Annotated in this window: 19 protein-coding genes; 8 read left to right on the top strand and 11 right to left on the bottom strand. The window is 66.1% G+C overall.

The features are described from left to right. Positions 1–72 precede the first annotated feature (72 nt). Positions 73–510, bottom strand: coding sequence for a hypothetical protein (locus ACYPYD_RS09855; RefSeq protein WP_008828445.1), 438 nt, complete (start codon positions 508–510; stop codon positions 73–75). Beyond that, the gene (locus ACYPYD_RS09860; protein ID WP_459662942.1) at positions 507–1,964 is read right to left on the bottom strand and encodes a GMC oxidoreductase; all 1,458 of its coding nucleotides are present in this window, start codon (positions 1,962–1,964) and stop codon (positions 507–509) included. The genes ACYPYD_RS09855 and ACYPYD_RS09860 overlap by 4 nt, the downstream gene beginning before the upstream one ends. A 374-nt stretch (positions 1,965–2,338) precedes the next feature. Between ACYPYD_RS09860 and ACYPYD_RS09865 the strand changes: the two genes are divergently transcribed. Further along, on the top strand, positions 2,339–3,580 hold the full coding sequence (locus ACYPYD_RS09865; protein WP_459662943.1) for a glycosyltransferase family 4 protein: 1,242 nt from the start codon (positions 2,339–2,341) through the stop codon (positions 3,578–3,580). A 6-nt stretch (positions 3,581–3,586) separates the two neighbouring features. Here the strand turns inward: ACYPYD_RS09865 and ACYPYD_RS09870 are convergent, their stop codons facing one another. From ACYPYD_RS09870 to ACYPYD_RS09885, 4 genes are all read right to left on the bottom strand, one after another. After that, a complete protein-coding gene (locus ACYPYD_RS09870) occupies positions 3,587–4,870 on the bottom strand; it encodes a DegT/DnrJ/EryC1/StrS family aminotransferase (protein ID WP_051586774.1) in 1,284 nt (427 codons plus the stop codon). Positions 4,871–4,930: 60 nt separating this feature from the next. Next, positions 4,931–5,956 carry a glycosyltransferase family 2 protein gene (locus ACYPYD_RS09875; protein ID WP_459662944.1) on the bottom strand — a complete coding sequence of 342 codons (1,026 nt, stop codon included), beginning with the start codon at positions 5,954–5,956 and terminating at the stop codon, positions 4,931–4,933. Positions 5,957–6,181: 225 nt separating this feature from the next. Next, positions 6,182–6,877, bottom strand: a complete 696-nt coding sequence (locus ACYPYD_RS09880) for a methyltransferase domain-containing protein (RefSeq protein ID WP_459662945.1) — start codon at positions 6,875–6,877, stop codon at positions 6,182–6,184. Positions 6,878–6,912: 35 nt separating this feature from the next. Beyond that, on the bottom strand, positions 6,913–7,326 hold the full coding sequence (locus ACYPYD_RS09885; RefSeq protein WP_459662946.1) for a cupredoxin domain-containing protein: 414 nt from the start codon (positions 7,324–7,326) through the stop codon (positions 6,913–6,915). A 208-nt stretch (positions 7,327–7,534) separates the two neighbouring features. On the opposite strand from ACYPYD_RS09885, the gene ACYPYD_RS09890 reads away from it, so the two are divergent. Genes ACYPYD_RS09890 through ACYPYD_RS09905 form a run of 4 tightly spaced genes read left to right on the top strand, consistent with a single transcriptional unit; the run spans position 7,535 to position 11,174 of the window. Further along, a complete protein-coding gene (locus ACYPYD_RS09890) occupies positions 7,535–7,765 on the top strand; it encodes an acyl carrier protein (RefSeq protein ID WP_008831589.1) in 231 nt (76 codons plus the stop codon). 10 nt (positions 7,766–7,775) lie between these two features. Next, positions 7,776–8,993, top strand: coding sequence for a beta-ketoacyl-[acyl-carrier-protein] synthase family protein (locus ACYPYD_RS09895; RefSeq protein ID WP_459662947.1), 1,218 nt, complete (start codon positions 7,776–7,778; stop codon positions 8,991–8,993). Further along, entirely contained in the window at positions 8,990–10,078 is a 1,089-nt protein-coding gene (locus tag ACYPYD_RS09900; protein WP_459662948.1) for a type III polyketide synthase, read from the top strand. Before ACYPYD_RS09895 ends, ACYPYD_RS09900 begins: the two co-directional genes overlap by 4 nt. A gap of 1 nt (position 10,079) precedes the next feature. Next, complete coding sequence (locus tag ACYPYD_RS09905) at positions 10,080–11,174, top strand: NAD(P)/FAD-dependent oxidoreductase (RefSeq protein ID WP_459662949.1); 1,095 nt, start codon at positions 10,080–10,082, stop codon at positions 11,172–11,174. A 16-nt stretch (positions 11,175–11,190) separates the two neighbouring features. Here the strand turns inward: ACYPYD_RS09905 and ACYPYD_RS09910 are convergent, their stop codons facing one another. Continuing rightward, positions 11,191–12,063, bottom strand: coding sequence for an SMP-30/gluconolactonase/LRE family protein (locus ACYPYD_RS09910; protein WP_459662951.1), 873 nt, complete (start codon positions 12,061–12,063; stop codon positions 11,191–11,193). 22 nt (positions 12,064–12,085) lie between these two features. Further along, positions 12,086–12,496, bottom strand: coding sequence for a nuclear transport factor 2 family protein (locus ACYPYD_RS09915; RefSeq protein ID WP_231958278.1), 411 nt, complete (start codon positions 12,494–12,496; stop codon positions 12,086–12,088). A 110-nt stretch (positions 12,497–12,606) separates the two neighbouring features. Here ACYPYD_RS09915 and ACYPYD_RS09920 point away from each other — a divergent pair, with 110 nt between their 5' ends. The 3 genes from ACYPYD_RS09920 to ACYPYD_RS09930 all read left to right on the top strand — a co-directional run bounded on the left by ACYPYD_RS09920 (position 12,607) and on the right by ACYPYD_RS09930 (position 14,492). Further along, complete coding sequence (locus tag ACYPYD_RS09920; protein ID WP_459662953.1) at positions 12,607–13,614, top strand: NADP-dependent oxidoreductase; 1,008 nt, start codon at positions 12,607–12,609, stop codon at positions 13,612–13,614. A gap of 21 nt (positions 13,615–13,635) precedes the next feature. Next, positions 13,636–13,986, top strand: a complete 351-nt coding sequence (locus tag ACYPYD_RS09925; RefSeq protein ID WP_008830733.1) for a Rieske (2Fe-2S) protein — start codon at positions 13,636–13,638, stop codon at positions 13,984–13,986. Positions 13,987–14,063: 77 nt separating this feature from the next. Then, positions 14,064–14,492, top strand: coding sequence for a nuclear transport factor 2 family protein (locus tag ACYPYD_RS09930; protein ID WP_459662954.1), 429 nt, complete (start codon positions 14,064–14,066; stop codon positions 14,490–14,492). Positions 14,493–14,650: 158 nt separating this feature from the next. On the opposite strand, the gene ACYPYD_RS09935 is transcribed toward ACYPYD_RS09930, so the two are convergent. From ACYPYD_RS09935 to ACYPYD_RS09945, 3 genes are all read right to left on the bottom strand, one after another. Then, positions 14,651–16,696: a M13 family metallopeptidase gene (locus tag ACYPYD_RS09935; RefSeq protein WP_459662956.1), complete on the bottom strand. Its 2,046-nt coding sequence runs from the start codon at positions 16,694–16,696 to the stop codon at positions 14,651–14,653. A gap of 175 nt (positions 16,697–16,871) precedes the next feature. After that, positions 16,872–19,226: a TonB-dependent receptor gene (locus ACYPYD_RS09940; protein WP_459662957.1), complete on the bottom strand. Its 2,355-nt coding sequence runs from the start codon at positions 19,224–19,226 to the stop codon at positions 16,872–16,874. 256 nt (positions 19,227–19,482) lie between these two features. Then, positions 19,483–20,448 carry a sterol desaturase family protein gene (locus tag ACYPYD_RS09945; RefSeq protein WP_459662959.1) on the bottom strand — a complete coding sequence of 322 codons (966 nt, stop codon included), beginning with the start codon at positions 20,446–20,448 and terminating at the stop codon, positions 19,483–19,485. Between the last annotated feature and the right edge of the window lie 315 nt (positions 20,449–20,763).

A 20,763-nucleotide genomic window follows, 5' to 3' on the forward strand; every position in this document is an offset into this window, starting at 1 on the left:
AGCCAATTCTATGAAGTCGTCATCATTTCGCGCCGCCCGAGGCATCGCACTAACCCTTTGGAGGGAGACGGTTTACCCCAACTGCGCGAAAGGGTTGCTGCAGGGGTTGTCCGCGAAGAGCCCGTGGTACTCCAGATGGCCGGGATCGTCGGACCCGTCGTGCCTGGTGGCGAGGACGAACTCCGTCAGCAGCTTGCGGTCGAAAGCATCGAAGCGCTCCGCGATCCCGGGTTGCCGCAGCGCGAACCACCTGGCGCCGCCGAAGACTTCCAGCAGGTGCAGCGCCCCGGCTTCCATGTAGCCCAGATACCCGTGGCGGGCGCCGAAATCCTTCGCGAAAAGGGCGAAGTCGGCGTCGCTCATGGTGAAGGGGCCGGCCAGGCGGTGGAGGACGGCGCGCAGCGCAGCGCCGCTACCGCCGCGGGCGACGAGCCCCGCGACCCCGCCGGTGATGCCGACGCCCGCAATGCCTATGCCTGCCAGCGCGGTGCGGCGCGTGATTTCGGTCATGCCAGCACCTGCCGCGCGGCGCGGATCGACATGGCGGCGACCGTCAGGCTGGGGTTGCTGGCCGAACAGGTCGGAAATACGCTCGATCCCACGACGACGAGATTGCGCAGCGTGTGATGGACCTGTCCGCCATCGACCACGGAATCGCCCGGGTCGGTGCCCATGCGCAAGCTGCCTTGCAGATGGCTTTCAGTCGGCCGGACGGAGCGGCGCTCTATGCGCTCCACCGGAATGCCGGACAGGATATCGGGGAGTTGTTCGAAGGCCCGCTCGGCGCCCGCCACTGCATAGGCTCCAGGTTCGCCGCCGACGACCTTGGCCCGTCCGTCAGTATCGATCTCGACCGCGCATCTTTCGTCCGGCAGTTCCTCGGCGACGATGACGATCGGCAAGCTCTGACGCCAGCGGCCCGGCTCCGTCCTGAAGCCGAATTTCCAGCGATTCTCGAAATAGAGCAGCGCTGCGCCGGACGTCTTGCGGAACGGGCCGTCGTAGGCGCCATAGTCCAGGCCTGTGGTGATCGTGCTGCCATCGAAGTTGTCGATCCCGTCGAGCATGGCTTCTACCTCGATGCCGTAGGCTTCATGCAGGCCCTTGCCGACCGGCCCCTGCTCGATTCCGGATCGCAGCAGGATGGCGGGCGAGTGGATGGCGTTGGCGCCCAGCACGAAAAGGTCGCCGTGCACCGTGAACTCCCGTCCCCCGGAGCGGAACTGCGCCGAGCGCACCACCCCGCCGGAAGCGTCTAGATGGGTGACCTCGGCGCCCGGGCAGACTGTGACGGAGGCGTGCTCGAAGGTGTCCATCAGCCCGTTGTTGGCGGTGAACTTCGCATCGACCGGACACAGCGAGCAGCGATGGTTGGCGCAGCAGGACGGCCGGGTCGCCGTCGCCACGCGGGCGCGGGCGGTCGGCATGACGAAGTGGAGATCGGGCCGGGCACGTTTCAGCCGGGCGTCCGGCGTCGAGGGATGATGCGGCGGCTGGGGGAAGGGCCGCGAGCGGGGCAGGACCCGGCCCATCGCCTCGTCGCCGGAGATGGCCATGATCTCCTCCGCCTCGCAGTAGAACGGTTCGAGCTGCGCGTAGTCGAACGGCCAGTCGCGTGCCGTCCCGTACAGCGAGTGCAGCCGAAAGTCGCTCGGGTGGAAGCGGGGCGTTTGCGCGAACCAGCAGTTGGTGCCGCCGCCGAAGCCGATCGTGAAGTTCCACGGATGATCGCCGGTATTGGCGAAGGTCGACCCGGGCGCGATACGGCTTTGCCTGCCGTCTTCCCACTGGTCCGCATGGCTGCGGATTTCGCCCCATTCCAGCACCAGAACCCTACCCGTGCGCGCGTGGCGCAGCGCTTCGTGGAGAAAGAAGCCGGAGCCGAAGCCGGAACCGATGACGACCGTATCGAAGTGATGACCGGCGATATCTTCCGCGCGGACCTGCGTTTGCAGCCTGGTCATGCAGGCGTGCCCGTGTCCGGCGCGGCTACGCTATTTACGAAGTGAGGGACGATCTTCGGTCCGGACCTGTCCACGATGTGTGCATCCTTGTCGAAGTACCGCAAGTCGATGAAATGAATTGCTTAGGAAAGTTTCCATAGTTCTGTCGGCCTCGCAAATGGACATGATTGATTAATCCGATCGGATAGCGGGTTTGGCATTTGGACAAATCACAAATTAATCTCGGCATTCTCACTCGAGAAATTGCGAGCAGCTTCGGCTGCGCAAATTGGGGGTAATCCCAATGGTGCAATTGGAGCAGTCGCCCGGATGCGCGATTTTGTCTGGCCAGACACAAGGCGGCAACATGGGGGCATGTAGTGGCGAGCCAGGCATTGATCGACGCAAATCCAGGCATCGGCGTTTCCCATGCTCCGCGATCGCGCGGCGCGGCACCGTCGCGCCGCCTGTTCATCAATGGCCGCTTCCTCGTCCAGCAGGCGACCGGGGTACAGCGCGCGGCCCGCGAGATCACGGTCGCGCTGGACCGGATGCTGGGCAGCGGGGGTATCGTCGCCGACGTAACGCTGCTGGTGCCGCCGGGACCATGGGTCCAGCCCCTTTCCCTGGATCACATCAGGGTCGAGACGGTCGGTCGCCACACCGGGGTGCTGTGGGAACAACTCGACCTGCCTCGCCATGCCCGTAGCGGTACTCTGCTGTGCCTGGGCAACAGCGCGCCAGCGCTGGCGCTGATCGGGCGCGAGGCCGACGTCGTGGTGATGATCCATGACGTCTCGTTTCTCGACCATCCGCATGCCTACAAACTCACGTACCGTGTGGGTCACCGGTTGATGCTGCCGCTGCTGATGCGCGGCGCGCGCGCCATCGTCACGGTTTCGGAAACCGAGCGCGAGCGGCTGGCACGGCTGGCTCCGGCTGCGGCGCCGAGGATAAGCGTCGCGCCCAATGGTGGCTGGAGCGCCGATGTCGTGCCATCCTCCGGTCAGGGGAAAGTAATGCCGCCGCCTGGCTACGGGCTCTACGTCGGCTCGCTGTCGCACCGGAAGAATTTCGCGCGCACGCTGGAGGCCGCCATTCGCCTTGCGCGTGAGGACGGGCTGCATTTCGTCTTCGTCGGCTCGTCGGGCAGGGTGCTGCGCCGGCCGCGATGCGAAGTGCCTGCCGATGTCGCGGGCCAGATCCACTTCGTGGGCCAGGTGAACGATGCCGCCAGTCTTGCGCGGATCTACCGTGACGCGCGTTTCCTGCTGTTCCCTTCGCTTTACGAAGCGTGCCCGCTGCCGCCAGTCGAGGCCGCGCATTTCGGCTGTCCGGTGGTGGTCTCCAACATCCCCTCGATGTGGGAGCGCTGCGGGCGGGGGATGACCTATTGCGACCCGCTGTCGGTCGATTCCATGCTGCGTGCGGTGCGCAGCGTGCTGCCGGATTCCGCGTGGCGAGACCGCGCGATCGCAGCCGGACATATGATGGCGCAGCGTCGATGCTGGCAGGATCAGGCGGCCTTGATCTGCGTCGCGGCACTGGGCGCGAATTGTCTTGCGGACCGGGCCTTGGGGGGTGGGGCCACGGTGGCGGCGGCGGAGTTTCAAGGCTCCGTCGCCGTCTCAGTCTGACCGGGTTCAGGCCGTAGCGGGCACCGAAGCGCAGTCCGGGAACGGGACATCCTCCACGGCTGCCGTGCGGAGCCGTTCCGTCTTGATCACCGCCACCACGCGGGCGATTTCCGCCGATGCCAGCCCGGAACCCATGGGCAGTCCGAGCAGTGAGCCGGAAAGGCTTTCGGTGACCGGCAATGCGTCGCGGGGGGCATCGGCGAGGTGGTCGTGCAGGTGCAGGCCGCGACCGTACCAGAACCGCGTCTCGACGCCCGCTAGGTCCGTTGCCGATTGCAGGGCTTCGGCCGTTGCCGCATCGGTGCAGCGGTGGATCACGTAGTTCGATGCGACATGCGGCGTCGTCAGCAGGTCTTCGGCGGGCAGCCCGGCCTGTGCGAACGCTGCCTGATAGGCCCTTGCGGCGCGCCCGAAATCGGCGCGCTTGGCCGACCAGCCGTCGAGTTCGGCGAGGGCTACGGCAGCGTGATACTCGCTCATCTTGCCGTTCAGGCTGGCGCTCTGACTGTTGCGCGATCCCATGAAGCCGAAGTTGGTCGCCTGCGATGCCTTGGCGGCCAAAGCCGGATCGGGCCACAGGACGCAGCCTCCTTCGCCGCAGCCGAAAGCCTTGGTGGCATGGAAACTGAGCGCGAGCGGTACTCTTGCGTCGCATGTCATCGCGCCGTCGGCGACGGCCTCGATAGCGGCGGCGGCGTCGATGACCACCTTCACGCCGGTATCGCGCTGGAACTGCGCCCAGCGCGCCACGTCGATCGCGCGGCCATAGGCGCTGACCGGGATCACCACGCCGAACCGTTCGAGCAGAGGGTGATCGGCCAGCCGGTCCGGGTCGAGCGTCCAGCTCTCTTCGCAGACGTCGGCAAGATAGGGCTGGTAGCCGCACTGGCTCGCCCCCGCCGCCGTCGCCACGAACGTATAGGCCGGGCATACGGCGTAAGGGCGCTCCGCGGTCGCGGTCCCTGCATGCGCCATGATCGCGGCGACGAGCGCCGCAGTGCCGGAACTGGCGGTGACGACGCTGCCGTCGACCAGCCCGAAGGACGATTGCAGGCGCGTCTGCAACGACCTGACCAGCGGTCCCTGGTTGGAATACATGCGGGCCTGGTCGATCTGGCGCAGATAGGGCGCCACCGCATCGGTCGTGGGCAGGCGCGGTTCATAGGCCAGCAGGCGCCGGCGCCCTTTGGGCGCGAACGCCGTCAGCCGATGGGAAAGCGCGTCCGGCGCGGCGGCGTCGATCATGCGCAAGGGACCGAAATCCCCCGGCACATCGGGATCGTCGACCACGGGCGCACTGAGCGCGATGGGCTTGAAAAGGCCGATGACGGTATCTCCCTGTTTTGTCCGTTACGGCCGTACTGCCGGGTTGAGCGCGAACTGGCGGGCACGGCCGCTGCCGGATTCGCGGATCGTGCCCTGGTATGCGCGGCGGATCGCCCTGACCGCTGCGCCCGGGGTGACCAGCAGCGGCACCGCGAAAGCCCAGAAGCGCGGCAGCGCGAAGTATCGGCGCAGCAGGTAGAGCCCCGCCAGCAGAGCGTCGCGCGCTGTCGTGCCTTCGGTCTTGGCATTGACGATGCGAGCAATGACATGTGTGTCGAAGATTCGCCGGGCCATGGCGCGGCGGACGCGGGCATCGTCAGGGAACAGGAGCTGCGCGATCTCGTCATAGGCGCGCACATCGACTTTCAGCCGTTCCAGCCATCCGACCCGGCGCTTGAGCTGGTCGTTGCCCGACCGGAAGCCCACGCAGGGCTCCTCGACCACGCCCCAGCGGCCTCTCGCGCCGACCGCAAGGCCCGCGATGTAGACTTGCGAATAGAGGTTCGTCATCGCCCGGGCACGCAGATCGGCGGCGGCCGCCGCCCAATGGGTGCGCCTGATCAGCGTCGCCGAGATGAAGCCGAGCAGTTCCGCCAGATGGCTGAATGCCGGTCCGACCCCAGTGAAGCACTGGGTCCGCGGCATCTTCCTGATGCCCGTCATACGGCGCATCGTCACGTCGTAGTCGACCACGCCGACGGTGAGGGCGATGGCATCCGGCCATGCCGACAGCGCGGAGAGCACGCGGCGGATGCCGCCTCGCTCGATCCGGTCGTCGTCACCCATCAGCCAGACGTAGTCTCCCGTCGCGCGGGCGGCCACGGCGGCGATGTTGCCGTCCACCCCGACGTTGACGGGGTGGCGGAAGTACGTGAAGCGGGCGAGGCGGTCGGCATATGTCGCAGCCACCGCCTCGGTATCGTCGGGAGAGGCATCGTCGCCGACCACCACTTCCACGTCCGCGCTGTTCTCTGCGAGGATGCTGTCGAGCAGTTCCGCCAGGCAGGCAGAGCGATTGTAAGTGGGAATGCAAATCGAAAGCGTCGGCATACGATTTCCAGAATGTGAGGCCGGGAATGTGAGGTTGGGCCTCCTGTGCAGGAAAATACATCATATGCGGCAACCGGCGTCCAGATGGGCGCGGCATTAGTATTACTGCGTTATTGTAAACAATGGCCGATTTGCAGGACTTGGGATTGATTGTATTGGTATCGAGAGCATAGTTTTCTCTCCCGATTTATCGGAATGCACAGGGCGCCGTGCGAGCGCGCGTGATCATTGTGTCTCGCCTTCCGGCAGCCGTCCGACACCGGGCTGAAAGGTGCGCTCGATCGCGATGCGGAAGGGCGCACGCCGGACGATGCGCACCTGCTGCGGGTCCAGACCCGCGTCGGCAAGCCTGGCGGGCCATTCGCCGGGCCGCATCGAGCGGGCGATGGAAAGCTGCCCGTCCTCGCGCACGATGCGGTGAACGCCCATGATGCGGGCCAGCAGCGGGAAGCCGTGATAAGCGAAGCGGTGGCGATGGAGATCGCAGATCAGCCATCCCCTGCGCGCCCTGATTTCCATGTGGCGCAGGAAGCGGCCAAGCTGATCGTCGCTCATGTGATGGGCGACCTGGCTGCTGACGATGAAATCGAAGCTCTCGGGCTGGTCGGCATAGTCGCCGGTGCGGTACTCCACGCTCAGCCCCGCCGGTGTCGCTGCGCGGGCGAGACCTTCGCTGGCGGGATTGAGGTCCACGCCCACGAGCGTCGCGGTAATCCCCCGCCCGGCCGCCCATTTCGCCACCGTGCGCAGGAGGTCGCCATGGCCGAAACCGACGTCGAGCAGGCTGAACGAGCGGGCCTCGCCGAGGGCGCGGTTCAGGAACGCGGTCGTCGAGCGGGCGGTGAAGGTCCAGCGGTTGACCCGCGCCAGATCGCGCAGCACCTCGGCATATATGAGCGGGTCGAGGTCCGATGCATCCATTTGCTCTTCCCGGCGTGACCGGGTGGACAGGTCGTTCACTGAACCACGATCTCGCCGGTCATGCCGAACGTGCTGTGCATGAGGTGGGTGCAGCGCACCTTGTAGCTGCCGGCGGCGGGCGCGACGAGATGGACGTCGATGCTCTGGCCGGCATCGAGCGATACCTTGCCGCCGGTGATCCTGGCCCGGTCGCCGTCCATGACCTGCGCGGCCGCGAAGAATCCCCGGGCCGCGAAATCATGGCCGCCCGACGACACGTTCGTCAGGTGCAGGTCGTAGGTCCGGCCCTGCTTCATCGTGATGGTGGAAGGCGCGAACTTGAAGCTGGAAAGCTCGACGGCCAGCGTTTCGGCATGGCTCCAGTCTGCTGCGGGCGGACCACCTTGCGATGCCGCTTCCAGCGGCGCCAGCATCAGGATGGCGACGGCGACCAGACGAACATCGGTCATGCGAAAGGCGATCATGTTCCCATCTCCGGAAAGCCGGTCGAGTATCTCACCTTTCGAGGCCGGATTGAAGCGATATCGCTGTTGTCTTTCGAGACTTGCCGGGGCTGGAAAAAGCGCGCAGTCTCACGAAGATATCGCGTGGGGCCGGCATTCCAGAGCCAGCCAAACCTTCACGCCGCGACTGAACCTGCATCAAGGAGAAACGTGGATGACCTGCGACGATATTCTGGCCCTGATCGCGCAGGAAACAGGACTTCCGATCGAACGGCTTCAGCCTGACGAGACGCTGGGCACGCTCGACATTTCCTCCATCGATCTGGTTTCCATGCTCTTCGAACTCGAGGACCGTTACGGGATCGAACTTCAGCCAGAGGAACTCACACGGGAGATGACCTTGCGGCAGTTGTTCGACCGCATCGGTGTTCCCCTGCCTCAATGACGGCCGCGCAATGAGAACCCGCGTGCTGGTAACCGGGCTGGGCTGCGTGAGCGGGCTCGGGCGCGGCGTTGCTGCAAACTGGGAGCGCGTGCGGAAAGGCGACGGTGCGATCCGCCCACTCCAGCCGCCCGCGCCCGACGGCATCGCGGCATGGGCGGATGACGAGACCGGCGCACCCTCCCTGCTCGGCACCGTCGATCCGGAACGGTTGCGGCGGCTGGGGAAGCTCGACCGGCTTTCCGCCTTCGCGCTCGAGGCGGGACTTGAGGCGGTGGCCGATGCGGGCCTGCTCGAACACCCGTCGCTGGCGCGGCGAAGCGCCATCCTGCTCGGCTGCGGCAGCGGCGGGAACGCCACGATCGAGACCGCCTACGAGCGGCTGTTCGGGGCGGGGCAGCGCAAGGTCCATCCACAGACGATACCCAGTTCCATGGTAGCGGCGCCCGCCGCGCAACTGTCCATGCTGCTCGGCGTGCATGGGCCGGTGCTGACGTTCTCCGGCGCCTGCGCCTCCTCGGCGCAGGCGCTTGGCGAGGCGATGCACATGATCAGTGCCGGGCGCGCGGACGTCGTCATCGCCGGCGGCGCAGAGGCGTGTCTGACGCGCGGTTCCCTTACGGGCTGGCAGTCCCTCGGCGTGCTGGCGCCCGATACGTGCCGCCCCTTCTCGCGCGATCGGCGCGGCATGGTGCTGGGCGAGGGCGCCGCGGTGCTGGTGCTGGAGAGCGAACGCCACGCGCTGGAGCGCGGCGCCCGGATCTATGGCGACCTTGCGGGCTACGGCGCATCGAGCGACGCCTCCCACATGACCGCGCCGGACGTGGAGGGCATCGCCGCCGCCATCCGCGCCGCGCATGAAGACGCCGGTATCGGATTCGACACTGCGGCGCTCGTTTCCGCGCACGGCACCGGCACCGCGCTGAACGACCCCGCCGAAGCGGCCGCGATGCACCGGGTCTACGGCCCGGCGCTGGCGCATCACCGGGTCATCGCGACGAAATCTGCCCACGGCCACATGATCGGCGCCACCGGAGCCATCGAGTTCCTGCTCGGCCTTGTCGCGCTTAACGAAGGAATCGCCCCTCCCGTGCTCAATCACCTCGGTCCCGATCCCGACTGCGACCTACCGCTCGTCCTTGCAGCGCAGGCGTTCGCGCCGGAGGTTCTGGTATCGAGCAGCTTCGCCTTTGGCGGGCTCAACGCCGTGTTGGTGGGCCGCCGCGCATGACCACAACGATCGCCCGCATCAATCGCATCGGCACCGCCAATCCGCCGTTCGAGGTGCACGACGCCTTCCTGCGCTTCGTCATCTCCGGCATCGCTGACGAGCGCACGCGCCACGTGTTCGAACGCATGGCCGCACGCTCGGGCATCGAGCGCCGCTTTTCCTTCCTCGAGCCGGTGACGCTGGAGGACGGCACCGTCACGGACACGGAAGGCTTCTATGGCAGCGGCCCATGGCCATCGACCGGCAGTCGCATGGAGCGTTACGAGCGCGATGCGCCGCGCCTTGCGCTCGATGCTATCGCGGCGCTCGGCCTCGATATCGCGCGGGAGGGGATCACCCATCTGATCGTCGCTTCGTGCACCGGGTTCATGGCGCCCGGCCTCGACCAGGCCATCGTCGCGGGGGCGGGGCTCGATCCGGGCGTGGAGCGCACCGTGGTCGGCTTCATGGGCTGCTACGCGGCGGTGAATTCGCTGCGGCTGGCGCATCACATCGTCCGGTCCGAGCCTGCCGCGCGCGTCCTGGTGGTGACGCTGGAACTGTGCAGCATTCATTTCCAGCGCAGCGACGACCTGCCGAGCCTGCTCGCGATGCTGTTGTTCGGCGATGGCGCCGCTGCGGCGCTGGTGACGGCGGAAGGAGGCGGCATCGCTTTACGGGACTTCCGGGCAGTCACCATCCCGGACACGGCCGCAGCCATCACCTGGAACATTCGCGATCAGGGGTTCGATATGCATCTGGGCGGGGAAGTGCCCGCCCGCATCGCGGCCGCGCTCGCTTCCGAGGCGAAGCGCGGGGACGAGCACGGCCTTTTGCGCGGCGGATCGCCGGACGACTTCGCGCTGTGGGCGGTCCATGCGGGCGGGCGCACCGTTCTCGACGCGGTGGAGCAGGGGTTCGGCCTCGGCGCCGAAGCGCTCGCGCCTTCGCGATCGGTGCTGCGTGATCGGGGCAACATGTCGTCCGCGACGCTGATGTTCATTCTGGCGCAGATGCTGTCCAGCGGCGCGCAGGGGCCGGGTCTGGCGCTGGCCTTCGGTCCGGGAATGGCGGCGGAGAGCTTCCGCTTCACGATCGAGGACTAAGGTGACCGATGCCCTGATCCTCGGCGGCGGGCTGGCGGGCAGCGCCGCCGCCTGCCTGATCGCGCGCGGGGGAGGCGAAGTGCTCTTGCTCGAGCGCGAGACCGGGCCGCACCACAAGGTCTGCGGCGAATTCCTGTCGGTCGAGGCCGTGGCCCATCTGCGGCAGCTTGGAGTCGAGCCGCTGGACCTGGGCGCGGTGCCGATCCAGCGCATGCGCCTTGTGTGGGGCGACCGCGCGGTAGAGACCGCGCTGCCGTTCGCTGCGCTGGGCCTCAGTCGCCATGCCCTCGACGAAGCGCTGATCGGCCGGGCCGCGGCGAGCGGGGCGCGCATCGAACGCGGGGTGCGCGTGACGGGGCTGGATGGACACACGGCCCGCACCAGCGTCGGTGAGCATCATGGGCGCCATGTTCTGGTCGCCACCGGCAAGCTGCCGATCCGGGGCGAAAGACCTGCCGCGCGCATCGCGAACGGGCATGTGGGTTTCAAGATGCACTATCGCCTCTCTCCGGCCGCGATGCGGCATCTGGCGGGAGCGATCGTGCTGGTGCTGCTGGAGGGCGGCTATGCGGGCCTTCAACTGATCGAGGACGGCCGGGCCAATTTGTGCCTGGTCCTGCGCGCCGATGCCTTCGCGCGGCTTGGCGGCGACTGGCAGGGCGTGCGAGCATGGCTGGGGGGCACCGGGTTCCTCCAACGGGTTCTCGCCGACGCGCAGCCGCTGTTCGAGCGGCCGCTTGCCATCGCCAACCTAAGCTATGGCCCGCCGCCCCGAGGGCATGCCACGAGCACGGCCATGCTGCTGGGCGACCGCTGGGCGATGACCCCTTCGCTGACCGGCGACGGCATGGCGATCGCCTTGCGCAGCGGCTTCCTTGCGGCGCGCTGCGTGCTAGCGGGCCATGACGCGGGGACCTATCACAGGTTGCTGGCGGGCCAGACCGGCCGCCAGATCATCCGTGCCACAGTGCTCCAGAACGGGCTGGAGTCCCCTGCCTTTCGCCGTGCGGCCTATTGGCTGGCGCGCATGCATGCCCCCGTGCTTGCTTATGCGGCGCGGGCGACACGGTTGCCGGACTGGCGGGAAAATGCGTGATGGCGCACCTGGCCGGTCAGGGTTCCCTGCAAAGCATGCGCAGCCGCGTCGTCGGTCCGGGCAGGCCGGGGCCTTCCACCTTGATGCGCAAAACCGCGCCGGAGCGTGGCGCGTCGGCATTGCCGCCGGTGCTGACGTAGAGCCAATCCGGCTCCGTGCTCCCGAAAGCGACGCTGACGACGTGCGGATAAGGCAGCCGCATTTCTGCGGTTAGTGTCCCCTCGGGGGTGAACCGCAGCAGGCGTCCGGTGCTCCAGCAGGCCGCCCAGAGGTTTCCGGCGGCATCCACCGTCAGCCCGTCGCCATCCTCCAGTTCGACGAGCAACGCGCCAGGTCCGGGCAGTCCGCTCGGTAGCAGCGGGTAGCGCCAGATGCCGCCCGTGGTTTCCATGTGATAGAGCCACGTCCCACAAGGGCTTGCCGCGATGCCGTTGGATGCGACGCCGTCGCGGCGCAGCACTGTGACTTCGCCGTCGCCGGACAAGTGGAAGAACAGGCCGGGGGAAGGCGGCTTTCCGGTCTCGAAGATCGCCTCGAAATCGATGGTGCCCGCGAAAAGGCCGCCGCGTCCATCGCCCTCCATGTCGTTGACCGCGACGAGGGGCGCGCCCTCGATCCGCGTGAGGACATCGCGCGTGGTGCCGGTCGCCGGGTCGAGCGCGACGATGCCGCCGCGCCCGCTGCACAGCACGTCTCCGCCGTCGTCGAACACGATCCCGCCTACCCACAGACGGCCGGGCAGCATCAGTTCAGCCGCGTGTCCCGGCCGCTTGCGGTACACGCCCGTAGCGGTGAGATCCGCAAACCAGACCGTTCCATCCGCCGAGACGCGCGGCGCCTCGATGAAGTCGTAGCCATCGGCGACCACTTCATACGGGGGCAGGCTCATGCTGACCGCTCTTGACCAGACGTCAGGCGGTTTCCGCCTTGGCTGCCGCTGCGGCGTGGAAAGCGGCGGGGTCATAGTAATAGGGCTTGATCTCGCAGCACTTGCCGTCGCGGAAGCGGAACATCTCGCACAGTTCGGCGGGCTTGAGCGAGGGATCGGCAAAGCGCATCGTCAGCACCGCGATCGCGCTGTCCTTGCCGGTCAGCAGGTCGCTGCGGTCGAGCCCGACGACATCCGCCATGCCCATCGCCTTCGCGAACAGGTCCTTGAGACCGTTCTTCCCGCGATAGGCGCCGGCCATCGGCAGCGCGTCAGCTTCATAGGCCACGAAATCGTCGGTGAGCATTGCGTTGGCCGTCTCCCAGTCGCCGGCGCCTGCCGCAGCGTAGAGGGCATCGACAAGTTCGGCGATTGCTTCGGGGGACATGCTCATGAATCCTGCTCCATATCTGTTTGCGCGCGAGTTTGCCTCTCGGTCGCGAGACACGAACCTAGCGTTTAGACCAGCCTTTCGCTTAGGCCCGGCGCGGGTAAGCAAGGGGGATGGGAAAGGTAAGACAGATATTGCTGGCGCGGCGCCCCGACGGGATGCCGGTGCCCGAGGACTTCACGCTCGCAGAGGTGGAGATGCCCGAGCCGGGTGACGGTGAGTTCCTGGTGGCCATGCGGGTCGGGTCGGTGGACCCGGCGATCCGCGGCTTCCTGGATGACCGGCCCAGCTACATCGAGCCCGTCGCGCTCGGCGCGCCGATCAACGGCATGTCGCTTGGCGAAGTCGTGCAATCCAACAATGCGGATTACCCGGTGGGCACGTTCGTGCGCGCCTTCGCCACGTGGCAGGATCACTATATCCTCTCGGGCGAGAGCTGGGGGCTGGAGACGGTGCACCAGCAGGCGGGCACGGATCTCCACCACTACATGGGCGCGCTCGGCCCGGTCGGCCTGACCGCGTGGGTGGGCCTTTTCGCGGTGGGTGAGGCCAAGGCGGGCGAGACCGTGCTGGTCAGCGCCGCCGCCGGGGCGACGGGTTCGACGGTGGGTCAGATCGCCAAGGCCAAGGGATGCCGGGTGATAGGCATCGTCGGTTCTCCGGAGAAGGCCGAAGTCATCCGCGAACTCGGCTTCGATGCCGCGATCGACTATCGCGCCACGCCCGACATCGCCGCCGAAATCGCGAAAGTCGCGCCCGAGGGGATCGACGTCTATTTCGACAACGTCGGCGGCGAGATGCTTGAAGCAATCCTGCCGCTGATGCGCCTCCACGGGCGCGTCGCGGTGTGCGGCATGATCGGCCAGTACAACGACGCCGATCACCCTTACGGCGTCAAGACGCTCTGGCAGCTGGTGGTGAACCGCATCAAGATGCAGGGCTTCATCACGTACGATTATCCGCAGGTGCTGGCCGAGGCGCAGGCGGAGCTGGACCAGTGGGTGGCCGAAGGAAAGCTGCGTCCGCTCGCCAATCTGCGCAACGGGTTCGAGAACCTGCCCGCCGCCTTCATCGACCTCATGTCAGGCCGTACCATCGGCAAGACGCTGGTTTGCATCTGAGTTCTGGATACGATGGCTACCATGAGCGAAACCTTCCACTCCGTCATCGCCGAGGCCGACTTTCCCGAGGAAGGCAAGGCCGCGATCATGCTGGGCGGCTGGAGCGTGCTGATCGTCAAGGTCGAGGACGGCTTTCGCGCCGTGAACGACCGCTGCACCCATCAGGCGGCGCTGCTCTCGCCCGGCCGCGTGCGGCGTGGGGCGATCATGTGCCCGCTGCACGGCGCGCGCTTCGAGGCCGCGACCGGGCGTTGCATCGGCGGCGCCTACGCGGACCTTCGCGTGTTCCCGCTGCGGATCGAGGGCGGCATGATCGAGGTGGCCGTGCCGGACGAGGCGCCGGGGCCGAACGAACGACCGGTGGGGGCGTAATTACTCGCACAAGGCATAGTTTCGCGCGCCGGAGCAGGGGCTAGCATCTGCCTGAAACGATTTGGGAGAATGCTGAAATGCCCTTTACCGGCCCGTTCGAGGACCGCCTCGCCATCCGTGAACTGCTTGAGACTTATGCCGACGCGGTGACGCGCTGCAACTCCGAAGCCTGGGGCGCGACCTGGGCCGAGGATGCGGAATGGTCGCTGCCGGACTATCCGGAACTCGGCACCACCAAGGGCCGTCCGGCGATCGTCGCGATGTGGATAGAGGCGATGAAGGCTTATCCCGGCATCATGTTCGAGGCATGGCCCGGCTCGGTCGAGGTCAGCGGCGATAGCGCGGTGATGCGCAGCTACACCTCCGAGGTCTACGACCAGGACGGGATCACCATGCGCGATCGCGGCGTCTACGAGGACACCTGCGTCAAGATCGACGGCAAGTGGCTGTTCAAGAGCCGCTCGTTCCGCAACATCCACCGCCAGCACGCGCCGCGCGGGGTGTAGGAACCGCTGGCTCTGAACCTTTTCCTTGTCATCCCCGCGAAGGCGGGAGCCCATCTGACGACATCGCAAGTTGCACCAGCATCAGATGGGTCCCCGCCTTCGCGGGGATGACGGATAAAGCGGGCGGGGTGTTTGTTTCCACTCCCGCCCTTTTCACATCACCACAGCTTCACGCGCTTTTCGGGCGGCAGGTACAGCTTGTCGCCCGGCTTGATGTCGAACGCCTTGTACCAGGCATCGATGTTGCGCACGGTCAGCGCGCGGTACTGGCCCGGGGCGTGAGGGTTGCCGATGACCTGACGGCGCAGCGCGCCTTCGCGGGTCTTGTCGCCCCAGCTCTGGGCGAAGGCGATGAAGAAGCGCTGGTCGCCGGTGTAGCCGTCTATCACCGGCAGTTCCTTGCCGCCCAGCGCCTCGCGGTAGGCATCGTAAGCGGCGGCGAGGCCGGCGACGTCGGCGCCGTTCTCACCCAGTTCCAGCTTGCCGTTGAGGTGCAGGTCGGGGAACGGCTGGTAGGCGTCGTACTGAACAACCAGAGCCTGCGTCTGCGCCTCGAAGTGGGCGAGGTCTTCCTTGGTCCACCAGTCGCGCAGGATACCGTTGCCGTCCACCGCCGCGCCGCTGGCGTCGAAGCTGTGGCTGATCTCGTGGCCGATCACCGCGCCGATTGCGCCGTAGTTGGAAGCAAGGTCGGCGGCCGGATCGAAGAACGGCTTCTGCAGGATCGCGGCGGGGAAGTTCAGCGCGTTCTGCACGGGCAGGTTCACCGCGTTGACGAGCTGCGGCGTCATCCACCACTCGCCCCGGTCCTGCGGCTTGCCCAGCTTGGAAATCTGCTGGAGCGTGTAGCCGTGGATCGCCGACATGCGGTTGGCGTAGGCCTGCCCCGGCTTGATGATGATCATGGAGGTGTCGGGCCACACGTCGGGATAGCCGACCGCGACGACCATGCCTTCCAGCTTGGCCTTGGCCTCGGTACGCGTCGCCGGGCTCATCCAGTCGAGCGCGTCGATGCGGCGGGCGAAGGCGTGCTTGATGCGGGCGGACATGTCCTCCACCTGCGCCTTGGCGGCCGGCGGGAAGTATTCGCGCACGTAGAGCTTGCCAAAGGGCATGCCGAGGTCGCTGTTGATCGAAGCCAGCGCCCGCTTTTCGCGCGTCTTCTGCTCCGGGGTGCCCAAAAGGTTGGTGTCGAAGAACGCAAAGTGCAGCGCGTCGAACTTCTTGGGCAGCACGTCTGTCTGCGCATTGATGCGGTGGAAGGCCAGCCAGTCCTTCCACGCGGCCAGCGGCTCGGAAGCGACGAGGGCGGCGAGGCCGGTGATCGCGCCGGGGCTGTAGACGTCGAAGGTCTGCTGCGAGGGCATGTGCGCGGCGGTGAAGTAGGCGTCCCAGTCCATACCGGGGGCCTTCGCGGCGAACTCGGCGCGGGTCCACAGGGTGCCGCCTTGCGTGAAGTCGGCGGTTTCCGCCTTGCTCGGGTGGGCCTGCGCGATCTTGGTTTCGAGCGCGAGGATGCGCGCGGCGCGCGCCTCGGGCTGGTCGAGGCCGGACAGGCGCAGAAGGTCGGCGATATACTTGAGGTAGTCGGCCCTGATCTTGACCATGCGCGGTTCGGCCGAGACGTAGTATTCGCGGTCGGGCAGGGCGATGCCGCCCTGGAACAGGTAGGGCACGACCTCGTCGCTCTTGAGCGCCTTGGTGATGAACAGGCCGAACAGGTTCTCGGTCGACATGTCGTTGTTGTTGTTGAACAGGTCGAGGTCGGCCTCGGTCTGGTCGCCCAGCACCTTGACCAGCGCGGCCTTGTCCTTGATCGCCGCGTAGCGCGTCAGGTCGGCCTTGAGCGGGGCGATACCCAGCTTGTCGATCGCGGCGGTGTCGAGGTAGGCGCGCCAGTAGTCGCCGATCTTCGCCTCGTCGGTGCCGGGCTTCTGCCTGGCGCCGAGGATCTTCTGGATGAGTGCGGTCTGCTGGCGCTCGGTCTCGTCGGCGGCGACGGTGTGGGAGCCGATGCGGCTGCGGTCGGCGGGGATTTCGGCCTTGGCCAGCCAGGCGCCGTTCGAGAAGAGGTAGAACTCGTCGCCCGGCTTCACCGATGTATCCATCGCGGCTTCGTCGATGCCTGCGGGGGCCGGATCGGTGGCGGCGATGGCGAAGGGCGCGGCGCACAGCAGCAGCGCGGCAAGAATGCGAGTCTTCATCAGGCTGTCCTTTCGCGGCGTCGGAGAGCCCCGCGCCGGTTCTGTCATGCCCGGTGGACTAGCGCCGGATCGCCCGTCCGCCTACAGAAAAATTGCGCTGCGGCGCAACAAAGAAACCGGGGGAATCTGGTCGGAGAGGCGCTCTCCTTTTGTGGGAAAGCGCCTCTCCGAATGCTCAGTACTTGATGTGGGCTTCCACGCCGACGACGCGCGGCGTCAGTACGGTCTGGCTATAGTAGCGAACCGCCACCCCGTCGTTGACGCCGATGCGCGAACGGTCGTTGCCGACCGAGACCACGGCGTACTTGTCGAAGATGTTGTTTGCGAACACGCTGACCCCGAACTTGTCGGTGTCATAGGACAACGAGGCGCGGTGCAGGACGTAGCCGCTGAGCTTGTCGCCATAGGCACGGTCCCAGCCGAGACGGCTGACGATGCTGCCGCGATAGGTCGCCGTCCAGTTGGCCGACAGTTCGCCGTTGCCCATCGGCACCGTGTAAGTGGCGCCCAGGCTGCCCGAGTTCTTGGCCGAGTTCGGCAGACGGTCGCCGGACAGCGCATCGAGCTGGACGAAGCGGAAGCTGTAGTCGTTCGGCACCTCGCGGATGGTGAGGACACCGGGGATGTCTTCGGTCAGATGGGCATCGTTGTAGGCATAATTGCCCTGGATCGTCAGTGCCGGGACGGGCTTGATCTGGAACGAGGTTTCGATGCCCTTCGACAAGGCGCGGCCGCCGTTGACGATGATGCCGGTGGCGCCGTTAACGGTTGCCGAGGCAACCTGCAGGCCGGTCCACTTGGTGCTGTAGGCGTCGATGTTGAACGTCACCTTGCGGTCGAACAACTGGGCGCGGAAACCGACCTCGATGGTCTTGGTCGAGTCCGGCCCGTACTGCAGTTCGTCAGGCAGGGCGCAGATGTTCTGGCCCGGCGGCAGCGGGTTGTCGCAAGGCGCGACCGTGTTCGGTCCGCCGATGCGATAGCCCTTGCTGTAGGTGGCATAGACCATCAGATCGCGCGTAAAGTTGTAGGAAGAGTTGAACTTCCACACCCAGCCGTCCTGACCGGCCTTTCCGCCCGAGGGAGTCTTGTCGTAAGGGCTGAGCGGTTGATTTCGCAGCAGAGGGAGGGTCTGCGCGCCCGAAATCTCCGAGCTGTATTTGAAGTAGCGTGCGCCGCCGGTAACCTGCCATTCCGGCGTGACGTGGAAGGTGCCTTCGCCGAAGATCGCCTGCTCTTTGACCGTCGACCGGGTGTAGGAGACGTATTCCAGTTCGTCCGGATTCTTCGCCAGATTTACCCAGGGGTGGCCGGGGACGTGCTCGGCGTAATCGCGCTGCAATTTCTGCTCGTTGTAGAACCCGCCGAGAACCCAGTTGAACGGGCCGCCGTGCGTGGAGACGAGGCGCACTTCCTGGTTGACCTGCTGGCGGCGGCTGTAGCTCTCGTTCCAGCTGGAGAACGCAGGGAACAGTTCGTAGTCGTAGTCGAGGTCGAGCAGCAGGTCGGTGTTGTCGGCGCGCGATTTCGACTTCACGTTGGTGTAGGCGCTCGTCCAGACGAGGTCGGCGATGTCGAAGACGTTGGCGTTGATCTCCATGCTCAGGAGGTGCGCGCGGCGGTTCATCGGCTCAGCGTAGCGCGCGGCGCTCTCGTACTTGCCCGAACCCAGGACGCCTGCGTTGTTGGCCTGCGAGCCCTCGGTCTTCGTGCGCTGGAAGGCGTAAGTGAAGATGACCTTGAAGTCGTCGTCGGTCTGGAAGAGCAGCTGGTTGCGGGTGGTGAAGGTCTTCTCGAAGTTGAGATCCTTGCCCTTGTGCAGGTTCGCGTCATAAGCCGCGCCGGTCGGGCGAGCGGTGCCGTTCGGCTGCGGATCGGATACGCCCGGCTCGTTCAGCAGGAACGGATAGTCGATGAAGCCGGGGTCGTAATAGTATCCGGTCGACGAACGGAAGGCGATGTGGTCCTTCACGATCGGGATATTGATCATCCCGTCGACCTGGTAGCCGAGCTTGGAGGCGTGCGACTTGACGTAAGTGCGGCCGTGCGCCTCACCTTCCCATTCCTCCGTGTTCGGACGGTTGGGGATGTAGCGGATCGCGCCCGCCATCGTGCCGAGGCCATAGAGCGTGCCTTGCGGACCGAGCAGGTTCTCGACGCGCTGGATGTCGAGCAGCTTGAAGTCATAGTAGAGCGGAACTTCGCCGAGGTAGATGCCCATGGCGTTGTCGTAGCTGGCGCCGTCGGTCTGAGTGTCCGAAGCGTTGAGGCCGCGCATGACGATCGTGCCGGTGCCGCGCGGGCCGGTGTCGGAGATGGTCAGGCCGGGGGTGAAGTCCGCCAGGCCGCGCACGTCGTTGATGCGCTGGCGGGCGATCTGGTCCGCGCCGATGGCCGAAATGTTGATCGGCGTGTCCATGATCGTGGTGGCGCGGCGGGTGCCGGTGACGATGATGGCGTCGCCTTCATCGGAAGCGGCAGGCGCTTCCTGCGCCACGGCGGGCATCGCGAGCACGGTGCTCGTAATCATGGTTGCGGACAGAAGCCCTGCTCTCAATTTCGCGCGATAAGTCATGTGCTTCCCCAGTTTCGGTTGACGTGCCCCGGTCCCGGCCCGCTCCTTGGTCGCGCCCGGTGGGTGTGTATGTGAGGACCCTCATTCGTACGCCGGCCATCGCTTTGCGGATGTCGTGCCGACGCGCTTGCACTGCCCTCGGCCGTGAATGCCGCCGAGGTGTTCGCTCCCGTGATGCGTTGAATTATTACTGCGGCTCGGTTGGCCGTTTTCAGTTGGCAGGCTGTGCGGTTTCGCCGCGGCCTGCCCTGATCCGTTCGATCAGGGGCTGGAACGGGAACAGGAACTGCTCCCGGATGGACAGGCGCCTCAGATCGTCCTGCCCGACGACGCTGGCTTCACCTTCCTTGTAGGTGCCGAAGATGCGATCGAGCAGGATCAGCGAATTGCCGTAGTTGCAGCGCGTGCTCTCGTAATCGGTCGAGTGATGCAGGCTGTGATGGCGGATCGTGGTGAAGAAGAAAGAATAGAACAGCGGCGGATCGGAGCGCACGTTGGCATGCGCGAACGTCGACACGACGTTCAGGATGTTGAAGCCGCAGAACAGCGCGGTCGGCGAGAGGTCGAACAGCGCCAGCACGCTCAGGCTGATCAGGAACAGCTCGATCGGGTTGCCGACCGCGCCTTTGGCGGCGTTGAGCTGGGTGATGTGGTGGTGCGGCGCGTGGGTCAGCCAGAACGGCGTCGAATTGTGCATCAGGCGATGCATCCAGTACTGGCCGAACTCCATGACGAAGACCACCAGCGCCACTTGCAGCAGCCAGGGCATGTGCATCGCCCACTGCGTGGTGATGCCGAGCGATGTCTTGACTGCCTGCAGCGGCTCCTCGGCCAGCGCGGTCGCGGTCCAGGAGATGACGGTGGCGCTCAGCACGACGTAGAACAGGTCGGTGAAGAACTCGCGCCAGTTCATGCGCCATCCGGCGTGCCGCTCGTGCACGAACTCGAGGCCCAGCACGACGACAGTGGTCAGCGCGGAGGTGACCATGATCGTCCAGCCATTGTCGGTCAGCGCCTTGGGCGCGAAGGCCCAGAACGCGACGATCACGGCGACAAACGCCGGGGGCACGAGGTTGAAGATCTTCTGCTTCACGCCCCCGTCAGTCACGAAGGCATCAGGCGCGAAGGCAGCCGCATCGTTCGAGAGAACCGTGTTGCGGACTGGCAGTTGTTCCATCGAAAACCCCCCATCCAGACCGGTGGACCGGCCTGCTGTTACAAGATTCTCTCTCCCCGTTTCTTCGCTCTGACCGGCGATGTGATACAAGCTATGGATATTACGTTTCTCGTCAAGCGTATTAATTGAGGCTCGTGCGTTTTGACGACGGGAGGCGAAAAATCACGCTGTAGCGTGGTTTTTATGCATCTGCGTAACACGCTTGTCGTCCGCAGATGCGCTCGGCGGCGCGTACCCGGCGCGCCGCCGATTCGGGTCGCCGTCAGTAGCGGTAGGGATTCTTGTCGATGGTAGTCGTCCCGCGCGTCTGGTTGC

The organism is Novosphingobium sp. 11B (genome assembly GCF_054589055.1).